The 11,317-nt window shown below is 61.6% G+C and carries 6 protein-coding genes and 2 pseudogenes; all 8 read right to left on the reverse strand.

The genetic code is table 11. The features are described from left to right. Positions 1-787: 787 nt before the first annotated feature. Positions 788-883, reverse strand: a pseudogene (traD, locus tag ACQR0W_RS08625) (conjugal transfer protein TraD); the annotation flags it as partial. A gap of 67 nt (positions 884-950) precedes the next feature. Beyond that, positions 951-1,142, reverse strand: a pseudogene (locus ACQR0W_RS08630) (conjugal transfer protein TraA); the annotation flags it as partial. Between the two features lie 302 nt (positions 1,143-1,444). Beyond that, positions 1,445-2,224, reverse strand: coding sequence for a GntR family transcriptional regulator (locus ACQR0W_RS08635; protein ID WP_315825598.1), 780 nt, complete (start codon positions 2,222-2,224; stop codon positions 1,445-1,447). Positions 2,225-2,236: 12 nt separating this feature from the next. Then, positions 2,237-3,514, reverse strand: a complete 1,278-nt coding sequence (locus ACQR0W_RS08640) for an MFS transporter (protein WP_315751954.1) — start codon at positions 3,512-3,514, stop codon at positions 2,237-2,239. Between the two features lie 283 nt (positions 3,515-3,797). Then, on the reverse strand, positions 3,798-5,156 hold the full coding sequence (locus ACQR0W_RS08645) for a sigma-54-dependent transcriptional regulator (RefSeq protein ID WP_315715081.1): 1,359 nt from the start codon (positions 5,154-5,156) through the stop codon (positions 3,798-3,800). Positions 5,157-5,174: 18 nt separating this feature from the next. Beyond that, positions 5,175-7,016 carry an ATP-binding protein gene (locus ACQR0W_RS08650; protein ID WP_316186537.1) on the reverse strand — a complete coding sequence of 614 codons (1,842 nt, stop codon included), beginning with the start codon at positions 7,014-7,016 and terminating at the stop codon, positions 5,175-5,177. Positions 7,017-7,189: 173 nt separating this feature from the next. Further along, positions 7,190-7,903, reverse strand: coding sequence for a GntR family transcriptional regulator (locus ACQR0W_RS08655; RefSeq protein WP_315825600.1), 714 nt, complete (start codon positions 7,901-7,903; stop codon positions 7,190-7,192). Positions 7,904-8,162: 259 nt separating this feature from the next. Further along, positions 8,163-11,069, reverse strand: coding sequence for a helix-turn-helix transcriptional regulator (locus tag ACQR0W_RS08660; protein ID WP_316170070.1), 2,907 nt, complete (start codon positions 11,067-11,069; stop codon positions 8,163-8,165). Positions 11,070-11,317 lie beyond the last annotated feature (248 nt).

The raw sequence follows: 11,317 nt of genomic DNA on the forward strand, positions 1-11,317 counted from the left end.
CCCGAGCGCACCAAGCAGGCGCGGCGGGGTCGCCGAAGAATATGCGAGCATGAGCGAGAACTGCAGCGCAAGCTTCGTCGTAAGGCGGACTGAGGTTGCCTCGACTGAAGGACCCTTGCGCCGGAGAGCTCCGTGCAAGCCTACGCCGCGCTTGCCACAACGACTCTCGGTCGAAGGAGTCGACGCAGTTAGTTCGGGTGGAGTTCTTGTAAGATGGCGTTACAGGGTCGTTCGTCAACATTGAACGGCACCAAGTTACGGTGGCCAGGACAGATTCTAGAAACACCGTCCCAATGGCGTTGGGCCGGCCCTGGAGCGCCTGGACCATCCCGAGATCGGCGGACGGCTCCTGAGCATCGTCTGCGCCAGGCGGCGCGCAGACGACTTGCCGATCTCAGCTCAGCCCGATCATCCGTGCGAAGCGGGTTGCTGTCCTCACCTCCGGCTGCTGTTCAATCTCCGGCTGTTCCGACCGGTTCAGCTCCGCCAGGGAGATCAGGACGATCTGGGCGACATATTCGATCACCATCGAGAACAGCTCACCGTCCGGGCTGTGATAGTCGATCCGCGTTGCCTGGCCATCCTGCACGGTCTTGACGACCGTCCAGCCCAGCGGATTGCTGGTATGTCGGATCAGTTCGCCGATGGTGTGAATCTGAAAACGTGATGGATCCGCAGGATCTCGCGCGCCTTTGCGTTCATCGTCAGGATGCGCGCGCTCTCGACCCTGTTCTGACCATCCATGACCGGCACGGCCGCGATGATCCCGAGCGGCGATCGGTCCGCAATCATCGCCGGTCAAGTCCACGACACGAGCCTTGACGACGAGGCCGCCGAGTTCAATGAGATGCCGCGTGCGCTTGCGGCGCTCGACCCGCCGCATATCATGCCGCACCCTTGCTGCCTGTTGACGGTTGCGCGCCGCCCGGTTGCGCCCGAGAGCCGCCAGCGAAGCGGTCGGCGCGGCGGCCCGAATCGATGCGCAGTTCGGTCTCGAGCTGGAGCGCGCGGCTGGCGCGGTTGACCCGGCTGCCAGCCGCTTCGCGGGCAAGCTCAGCGTTCTTGTAGGCGGCTTCGGCATCGAGCGAGCCATAAGGCCGCACCTCCTCGAATACCCGGCGGATCTTTTGGAGTTCATCAATACCGGCTTAGCTCCACTTCCTCATAGCGCTCCAGGGCCTGGATGCCCGGGACGCTGAGGTAGCCCTCAAACCGCGGCCGCTGCTCGTCGACCGTGAACGGTTCGAGCGCAACTATCAGGAGCGGCTCCTTGCGGTCGGCCGCACACGTCCGCAAACGTCGAGTTAGGTCGGCACGAGACTGCAGCTAAAGACCAGTTTGCCAGTCCACACGAACGCAAACGACCCACCAGCTCGATCGATGGCAACGATCGACCGTCGAACTTCGCGGGCGCCGTGAGTGCGAGACCACCAGGTGGGATGGTTCAGCCTGCAGCGGCGGCAATGGCCCAGCGCGATCTGGCCTCCCGTATCAATTCTGGCAAATTTGCGATCGTTCGGTGCATGTGGGCTTCCAGGCGCGCGCACGCGCGCGCGGCGTTCTGGCTGCGGACGCCGTCCGCGATATCAAGACAGTCACGGAGCTCGGAGTCCGGATCGGCGTCTTGGGAGATGACGAGGCATCGAATATACCGGCTGCGGTCGTTGAAGTTTTTTATCATTCGCAGCATCTCCTCGTTCCTCGATATCTGCGCGATCTGCTCGAACACACCCTCGATGGCGGCAGCATAATGCTTGGCGCGATTCCTTGCCGAATTCGCGGGCGGAAGCGCCGCCACTCCCATCGCGCTTCGGCCAAAGCGTACGGCCGACGACGACTCCAAAGCCTTCCTGAGATTATACGCGAGTACCAGCCGAGCAAACTCATAGAGGTCCTGCAGCTCCGCTGCGTCCGGGACCCTCGAGAAGAAGCCTCGCTTCGGAACGATATCAATCAGCCCCTCGCCATGAAGACGCTCGAGAGCTTGTCTCACCGGTGTCGCGCTCGCCCTGACATAGTCCGCAAGCTCGTCGATGCGCAGGTGCTCGCCTGGCAAAATGATCTTCGACTCCGACGTCAACTCGTAATGTGTGACCAATTCCTTGATTCGGGCGTAGGCAACATCGACTCGATTGAATTCGCTGTCCATATCGATACCTGCTGCGCGAGGATTGCTGATCCGGCGGGCTTGAGCCGAAGGCTGCGCGGCGCGTCGCGCGCTCATGCGACGCGCCGCTCATCTCGCTTTCTGCTCACGATCGATCGCCGAGTGCCGCCGGGTGTCGCGCATGGCGAGATAGACGACAAGAGAGGTCGCAATGCAGCCGGTGAGGTAGAAATAGAACCAGCTTTCGTGACCGATCGACTTGAACCAAAGCGCGATCGACTCTGCCGTGCCGCCGAAGATCGAGACGGTCAATGCATATGGCAAAGCTACGCCCGTTGCTCGAATTGCAGTTGGGAACAGTTCGGCCTTGACCACCGCATTGATCGAGGTATAGCCGGATACGATCAACCACGCCGCCGCGATCAGGAGGAATGCGGTAAACGGATCGTGGACTCCCTGCAGCGTGTTCAGAAGCGGAATCGTGAACAGAGTTCCGCCCAGTCCGAACCCGATCAACAGCCATTTGCGTCCGATGCGATCGGAAAGGGCGCCATAGAGCGGCTGCAGCACCATTGCGAAGATCAGGCTACAGGCCGTGACCATGGTCGTTTGATCATCGGTCAGCTTGACGGAGAGCTTCAAGTATTTCTGCATGTAGGTGGTATAGGTGTAGAAGGCCGCAGTTCCCCCCATTGTTAGTCCAACAACAAGCAGGACTTCACGTCGGAACTGCCCCAGCGCGCGCAGCGAACTCCCCTGTCTTGCCGACTTCGCGCGGGTGAATATATCCGTTTCGTGCAGGTTGCGGCGCATGACGGCGGCCACGACGGCCAGCAGCGCGCCGATGACGAACGGAATACGCCAGCCCCATCCCCGAAGCTGCTCCTCCGTCAGAAGCACCTTCTGCAAGACCAGGAGAACGACGATCGCGCAGAGCTGGCCTCCAATCAAAGTCACATACTGGAAGCTGGAATAGAATCCGCGGTTCTTTTCGTCCGCGACCTCGCTCAGGTAAGTTGCGCTGGCGCCATATTCACCGCCAAGGCTGATTCCCTGCACGATTCGCGCGAAACCGAGCAGGACCGGCGCCGCAAAGCCGATCGACGCATAGGTGGGCGTCACGGCGATGATCAGAGAGCCGAAGCACATCATCAAGACCGACAAGGTCAGGGCATTGCGGCGGCCATGATGATCGGCAAAATGGCCGAATAGCCAGCCTCCGAGCGGGCGGACAAGAAAGCCGGCGGCAAACAGCAGCGCGGCGTTCAACTGCTGCACCACCTCGTCGCCCTCAGGAAAGAACGATTTGGCGAAATACAACGCAAACGCAGCATAGGCGTAGAAGTCATACCATTCCACCAGATTTCCGATCGAGCCGACGAAGATCGCGCGCAAGCGGCTACCCATCCTAAGGCCGTCACGGCGTGCTTCATCGGCGGCCGCAACGAAGGTGGGGTTGATAGCTCGCTCAAAATTCATGGCGTCCTCCGAGTGCACGTTTTCTTAGGCTCTAAGGCCAATCGTGCTCATGCCTGAGCAACCCGCGTGCCAGCCGGCCGCGGCCGCCGACCGCGCCGGCAAACAAAGCCATTTCAGATGGTTGCATTGCGCCCCGCGTGAAACGGGCTCGCGGCGCTCAGCGGAATTCCGCCGATCCGCGTCGGCGTGTGAGCGGGAATCCGCCTCGTGCCTAGCAGGAGGTTCGGCTGGGTCGCAGCAAGCCGTACCTTGCCATTTTTTCGTTGAGCGTCCGCCGTGGCACGCCGAGACTTTCCATAACCGCCACAACCGACCAGTTGTGCTCCAGCAAAGACGCCTCGATCAGCATGCGCTCATAAGCTGCGACACGCTCGGAGAGCGAGCGCCTTGCGCCCGCTCCCTCGGCCCGCCGCAGAATTTCCGCGACGCGGCGACCCGTTGCGGCCAGGCCGAGCGCGTAGCGTTCAGCCACGTTCTTCAATTCCCGAACGTTGCCTGGCCAGTCATGGGTCAGCAGCGCATCGAAATCCTCGGCTCCGAGTGGGGTCAAGTCACGGCCGCTGCGCCGGGCGGCTTCCGCGGCGAAATGCTGGAATAGCAGCAGCACGTCGTTGCCCCGTTCGCGCAGCGGCGGCAGACGGATCTCCGCCGCGGCCAGGCGGAAGTAGAGATCGGCACGAAAGCGGCCGCTGCGGCTGTCGGCCGCGAGATCGGCCTTCGCGGCGGCGATCACACGGACGTCGATCGGGATCAGCCGGTTCGATCCCACCCGCTCGACCACGCGCTCCTGGAGAACGCGCAGGATCTTGACCTGAAACGCGTGTGGCATGCTTTCAATTTCATCGAGCAGGAGGGTTCCGCCGCTGGCATGTTCGAACTTCCCGATGCGAGCCCCGCGTGCGCCGGTGAACGCTCCCGCCTCGTGACCCAGCAACTCGCTCTCGAACAGCTCGGCGGGGACGGCCGCGCAATTCACCGCAACGAAAGGAGCTCGTGCCCGCGGACCAAGGTCGTGCAGTGCGCGAGCGACGACCTCCTTTCCCGTGCCGCTCTCGCCGAAGAGGATCACATCCCTGTCGTGCTCGGCGAGCTCGCCAACGGACTTTCGCAGCGTGGCCATCGCGGGCGATGTCCCGAGGAGACGTCGCTCCAGCTCACCTTCGGCGCCGAGCCGGCTCGTGAGTTGCCTGAGTTGACGCTTCAATCCTGACTGTTCTGCCGCCCGCGCCAGCACGGCAGACATATGATCCGGGTTGGCAGGCTTCTGCAAAAAGTCGTAGACGCCCTCGCGCATGGCCGCAACCGCGAGTGCAACGTCGCCGTGCGCAGTCAGCAGTATGACCGGAATGTCGGGATCGATGCGCTGCACGTCGCGCATCAGTTCGATGCCGGATCGATGCGGCATCCGGAAGTCGGTCAGTACCACGTCGGGCAGCTCGGCCTGAAGCATCGACAGCGCCTCGTCCGCATTTCGGGCGGTGCGCACGTCGAAGCCGCCCAGCTCCAGCCATTGTCTGATCGAGCTGCGAACGATCTCCTCGTCGTCGACGACAAGAATCGATTTGCTCATCCACATACCCCGATAGGTCTAGGTCGGCGCGGGCGGCGCCGGCAGGGTCACCCGAAACCGGCTTCCGATTTGCAGTTCACTCTCAACCGAAATCGTGCCTCCGAGCTCCCTCACGATTCCATAGCTGATTGAAAGACCGAGGCCGAGCCCTTCACCGATTTCCTTGGTGGTGAAGAACGGATCGAACAGCGACTTCATGTGATCCGCCGAGATTCCGCTGCCGGTGTCTGCGACCTCGATCGTAACCGTGCTCTCCGCACGCCGGATGCAAACGCTGAGAACTCGGCGCGGGCGGTCGCGCATCGACTGGACCGCGTTGGAGAGCAGGTTGACGAAGACCTGCTCGAGACGGATCGGGTTCGCTTCGACGTGAGCCGGCTCCGCGGGCAAGTCCAGGACAACCTCGATACCTTCATTTCTGATCCGGTACTGCAGAAGCCGCATCGCATTGCCAAGTGCCACACCGACATCGACTCTGCTGGTTGCCCCGGTCTCCTTGCGCGCGAACATGCGCAAGTGACCGATCAATGCCATCATTCGCTCGGCTATGGATGACATCAAGTCGAGGTTCAAGGCCGTCCGTTCGATCTCGTTGCGTTGCAACAAGACTCGGCTGCTTGCGATGTAAGTGGTGAGTGCCGCGAGTGGCTGGTTGATTTCATGCGCCACCCCCGCCAGCGCCTGTCCAAGACTGGCAAGCTTCGCACTCTGCACCAGGCTCTCGTGGGTTTGTCGCAGCTCCTGTTCGGTGCGCGTCCGTTCCAGGACTTCACTCGTCAGCTGACGATTGGCTTCGCGCAGCTCCATCGTGCGCTCCGCAACACTTCGTTCCAGCAGCTCGTTCGCTTCGCCCTTGGCTTTCATCGATTGCCGCCATTGATAGGCTACAAGTCCAAGCAGCTGTATTGTGAGAACGGCAAAACCGGCTGTGGCGGCGACCGTCATTGCATGCCGTCGCGCGTCTCCGATATCCGAGAAGATCAGGAGCTGCCACCCATGCGCCGGCAGATGCCGCGCACGCAGCGCATATTCGTGAACGTCATTGTCGTCGCCCAGTCCGACCGATACGTTGCCTGATGCCGCCGAGGAATGCAGGATCGGGGCATTCTCGATCGTGTCGCCGAACTGCCGGGACTTGTTGAGACGCGCGACCGCGCTCGAGGGCAGCGTTCGCAGCGGGTGATATTTCCACCGCGCGCGGCTGGCCAGGATCACCACACCTCCTTCATCTTCCATGGCCACCAGATCACCGGCCCTGACCCAATCGGCTTCCAGCGGCGTCAAATCGATCTTCACGACGGCGACCCCGATCGTAAGCTCGCCTTCCGTGATCCGTTGCGACAAGAAGTAACCAGGCAGGCCGGTCGTCACCCCGACGGCATAGAGCTGCCCTTCCCCGTCACGGATTGCGCTCTGGAAATAGGGGCGAAAGTCGTACGCATGCCCGACGAAGCTCTTTGCTCCATCATAATTGCTTGCTGCCAGCGCCACCCCTGCCGTGTCCAGCACGTAGAGCTCGGCCGATCCCGCGGCCTGATTTAGCGACTTGAGATACCGGTTGGCTGCTTCGACGACTGCCTCGTCGCCCGGTGTCCGGAACAGCCGGCGCACCGGGTCGGCGAGTGAAAGAACCGTGGGCAGATATCGGAAGCGGGCAACGGTTGCATCGAACGTGCTGCCGATCAACGTGAGCCGATCATCGGAATCGCGGCTCATCTGCGCGAGCCCAGCGCTCAGGGCCAATCGGTAGGACAGCAGCGCGACTCCCACGATTGCCAGGATGGCAATGGCCGCGATAACCGGCCAAGCCCTTGAGAGCTCACGCGGCAGTTCCAGTCGGCTCGAAAACCACGCCGACATTGATACACTCCCGCTCACGCCAGGGCTCGAATGATGGACCTGACCTACGCTTCGGTCACCTCGCGAATTCTCCCCGCGCATGCCGGATCCAGAGCTTCACCCGCAACCGGAGTCTTGGACCCTCTTACAGGTCGAAGGTCGATGTGCCCCAGGCATTACGGTCAAAATGAGATCTATATGGCCGCGGCCATCGTCCAGCGTGACCTAGCCTCCCTGATGAGCTCAGGCAGATCGACGATCATCCGGCACATGTGCGTTTCCAATTTGGCACACGCACCTTTCGGATCTTGATCGCGGAGCAATTCGATCAACTCGAGACATTCGCGTACCTGGGCGCCTTGATCCGGGCTTTGCAGGATCGAGAGGCATCGGACATACCGGCTGCGATCATTGAAGTTCCGCATCATTCTCAGCATCTGCTCGTTTCGCGACAGCTGCGTGATCTGTTCGAAAACGCTTTCGATGGTCATCGCATGATGTTTGACGCACTTCGTTGCCGAGTGGCCCACTGCAACGGCTTCCACTTTCATCAAACCCCGGCCGAGACGCGCGACCGAGGACGGATCGAGTGGCCTCGTGATATTGTGCTCAAGAACCAGCCGGGCAAATTCATACAGGTCCTGCAGCTCGGACGCGTTCGGAACCTTGGAAAAGAAGCCTCGCTTCGCGATGCTGTCGATCAGTCCCTCGCCTTGCAGGCGCTCCAGCGCTTGGCGCACAGGCGTTGCGCTCGCATTGACGCGATCCGCCAGATCGTCAATGTGCAGATGCTCTCCCGGAAGCACCCGGACCTTGCTGTCAGGGACCAGATCATAGTGGATGACGAGGTCCTTGAGCTTAGTGTAAGCGGTGTCTACCTTGCTGATATCCCCGTCTGTATCACGCATGCCACGTCCCCTTGAACCACCCTAGGCGGACGCAACTTGCCGGCCGCGGACGTAGCACCGGAGAGGCGTATGCCTTGTTCCCGGATTGCTCCGACCGCGCCGACGAGCACGCATGAACGGGTTCGGCGACGCCCGACGTCGAACCCTTGCCCTGCTACTCGTTGTCCGCCCATGACTGTCATTTTTTTACACACTGTAAGCTTACGCACTCATTGCAGCCGTCACCATCATAAAAACTATGCAATCGATGTGTACTGGTTCACTGGAGCATGCTGAGACGGTGTCTCATCGCGTAAGCGGTTGCAGCGGCGCGCGAGCTCACGCCGATCTTCATATATATGTTCGCAATGTGTCTGTTGACGGTCGGCACACTAAGGCGTAGTTCCGCGGCAATGGCCTTGGAGCGGCTGCCGGCAGCGAGCTTGCTGAGGATCTCCATTTCTCGCGGCGAAAGATCATCAGGGCCTCGCGCGTATAAGTTGCGCGGCCCGACCTCGACTCCCTCTATCCGTGCTCGATCGACACGCTCCTGCCAGCTTCGCATGCCGAGTGCTACGAACTGCTCGCGTCCCCGCTGCAGCAGCGCATGCGAGGACGGCTTGTCGCCTGAGGTTCCCGTCACGATCGCCTCGTCAAGATCGACGAGCGCTCGGAGGCAGACCTGGCCTGCCCGCTCAAGGTCGCCGCGGGCCTTTGCGAAGTGTGTGCATGCCGCAACCGTGTGACCCTGAAGGGCGGCCAGACGTCCGAGGATGAATTCACGGCATTCACCGGCTGCACCGATCGTGCTTCCGTGTTTTGGAGTGCGGACCAACGCTTCGAACCGGCGCGCGCGCTTGACGTCCTCACGCTGCCAGGCGGCGCAGACCCCGAGCCCAAGTGCATCATCCGACAGTTGTCTGTCGCAATTTGTGTTCTCCAAGGATCGGAGCAGCGCCTCGATGCGAACGTCATATTCGTTTTCGCCAGGCAAGAACGCTTCAGTCAGAGCGGCGAAGCCGAGCACGATCTGTCCAAGGCGCACCGGATGATCCTTGACGATCTGCAGCGCACGCGAAGCGATTCTGCCGATTGCCGTCCAGTCGCCACCATACAAATAGGCCCGCCATGCGACCGCGGAAAGCTCCAGGGCGAGATGCAACCGGTGCCACGGTCCCAGTCGGACAGCCAGCGCACGCGCGTCGCGCAGCGCCGCGTCGGAGCTTGTCAAATGGCCCAGGCTCGCCTCGGCAATCGCGAGAGAGGTTAAGGCCTCGATCTGGCCAGGAAGCGACCCGAAACACTTGGCATCCCGCAACAGGTCGTGCGCAGTTTCGACCCCCATGGCGAGTTGTCCATGCCGATAGATCCAATCATGGGTGACGACCTCTCGAGCCCGGATGATGGCCGCCGGACTCTGCCATTCGGCGGCCCAACGTTGCACCTGCTCTGTCTGTTCGATTGATCGAGGAGCATACAGGTCGAGCGCCGAGGCACGGTCCTCTTCGTCTCCAAGCTGATGAACGAGATCGAGCGCACGCGGATCCGGCGCGTGGTAGATCGTCTCAAACGTCCCGTCATTCCATCGGCATCGCCAGTGCTGTCGGAGCACCTCCAATCGGGCCCAGTGCAAATCTCGGCGAGCACCGCAGGCCTCCAGTCCGCGCTCCACCAGAGGCTGCCACATCTCGGTGGGAGCGCCGGCGTCGCGCAGCCTGCGGGCAATCGTCACCAAGAAACTCATGATCCATGATGGCTGCCGCTCCCAGCATCGGCCGAACAGAAGGCGCGACGTCGCGTCGGCGGCTTCGACATCGAGTGATGCGGCCTGGGCAAGCGCGAGATCACGAAGCATCTCGTCCGAGACAGCATCGCCTGCGAGATCGCAAGCGATCCGAAGGAATGCAGCTTCGTGCTCGCTGATATAGTTCGCTCGCGCGCGCTCGGCTGCCTTCAGTGCGAAGACCCGGCCGATCTCGGCACCCGCGATGCGCTGTGAAGCGTGATACTGATGTGCAATCTCTCCGGGATCGGCATCGAGCTCGGCGAGACGCGTCGCCGCGCGCCGATGCAAGATCGCTCGCCGGTCGGGGTTCAGTTCGTCGTACATGGCACGCCGCAGCAACGCATGCGCAAAGACGTAGCCATCACCTCGCACGACGAGGACCCCGGCCCTCATCGCCTCGTCGATATGGTCGAGAATCGTCTCTTCGGAATCCGATATCAGAAGCTGCAATCGGCCGAGATCGAAGCCTTCCGGAAATATCGCAGCGATCCGTAGCATCCCCAGGGTCGGCCCCGAGAGCCGCGCGAACCGTCGCGACAGCAGCGGACGCAATCCGGCCGGGATGCCGACACCGTTGGTCACGAGATCGGCGGGCCATTGGCCCTGGCGCCCCGGAAATCTTCCCTCCTCGACGAGGTGGTTGAAGAGCTCGCGCACATAGAACGGATTGCCGCCAGTCTCACGATGAATTGCCGTCGCAAGCGATGCGGGAAGCCGCTCGCCAGCCAACGACTCAAGCATGCGCATCGTGTCCGCAGGCTCGAGCGGCCGAACCGCGATCCGGTGAAGTTCGCTCTCACGCGCCATCGCACTGAGTTCCAGCGGCTCGCCACCGGTCTCGTCGGGACGGAGGGTCATGACGGTTAGCAAGGGGAGAGATCGCGTCGAGCGTAAGCAATGCAGCAACATCGACCAGGATTCGCGATCGGCCCAGTGCAAGTCCTCCAGCACGAGCAACAGTGGAGATTCGACTGCAACCGCATGAAGCAGATGAACGGCGGATTCGAACAGCCGAAACCGCTCGTCCGGTCCGGAGAGTCCTTTGAGAGCAGGAAGATCCGCAGCGGCCGCGAACGCCGGCACCAGGCGAGACAGCGGCCGAATCATATCATTGCGAGCATGGTTGAGGAGTGTCGGCTGCTCGCGAGCCCATTGGGAGAACGTGTCGGCGAACAATCCATAGGGCAGAGGTTCGGCCATCTCGTAGGCGGCCCCCCTCGCGACACAGAAACCGCGCTGCTTCGCAGTTAGGGCCAGTGCCTCGACCAGACGGCTCTTGCCGATACCAGCCTCTCCTATCAGGACCGCGCCGACAGCGCGTCCATTCGTGCTCGGGAGAAGCTCGCGAAGCCGGTTCGACTCCTGGTCCCTTCCTATAAGCGGAACACCGCTATCCTTCATGCGCTAACCAATGGCCAACCTACACGATACTCTTTCATGGCTGCGGCACGACGCACTGCCGCCCGTGCGATTCAACCGTCTTCGACAACTTAAGATTGCTTTGAGAAAATATCAGCTCGGCACGATAATACCAAGCGTCAAATCAATGTTGCGCTGCGCATATGGGACTCATCTCGCGAAGACTGTCGCGCAATCGCGACCGGCGAGACCCGAAGGACTCAGATCGATCACGATCTCCATGGCCAGTT

Origin of the sequence: Bradyrhizobium sp. HKCCYLRH1034, from assembly GCF_051168375.1 — a bacterium.
GTDB lineage: Bacteria > Pseudomonadota > Alphaproteobacteria > Rhizobiales > Xanthobacteraceae > Bradyrhizobium.

Coding starts and splice junctions, on each gene's coding strand:
- ACQR0W_RS08635 (WP_315825598.1), bottom strand. CDS start 2,224: ATGAGCGCGCGACGCGCCGCGCAGCCTTCGGCTCAAGCCCGCCGGATC.
- ACQR0W_RS08640 (WP_315751954.1), bottom strand. CDS start 3,514: ATGGGTAGCCGCTTGCGCGCGATCTTCGTCGGCTCGATCGGAAATCTG.
- ACQR0W_RS08645 (WP_315715081.1), bottom strand. CDS start 5,156: ATGAGCAAATCGATTCTTGTCGTCGACGACGAGGAGATCGTTCGCAGC.
- ACQR0W_RS08650 (WP_316186537.1), bottom strand. CDS start 7,016: ATGTCGGCGTGGTTTTCGAGCCGACTGGAACTGCCGCGTGAGCTCTCA.
- ACQR0W_RS08655 (WP_315825600.1), bottom strand. CDS start 7,903: ATGCGTGATACAGACGGGGATATCAGCAAGGTAGACACCGCTTACACT.
- ACQR0W_RS08660 (WP_316170070.1), bottom strand. CDS start 11,069: ATGAAGGATAGCGGTGTTCCGCTTATAGGAAGGGACCAGGAGTCGAAC.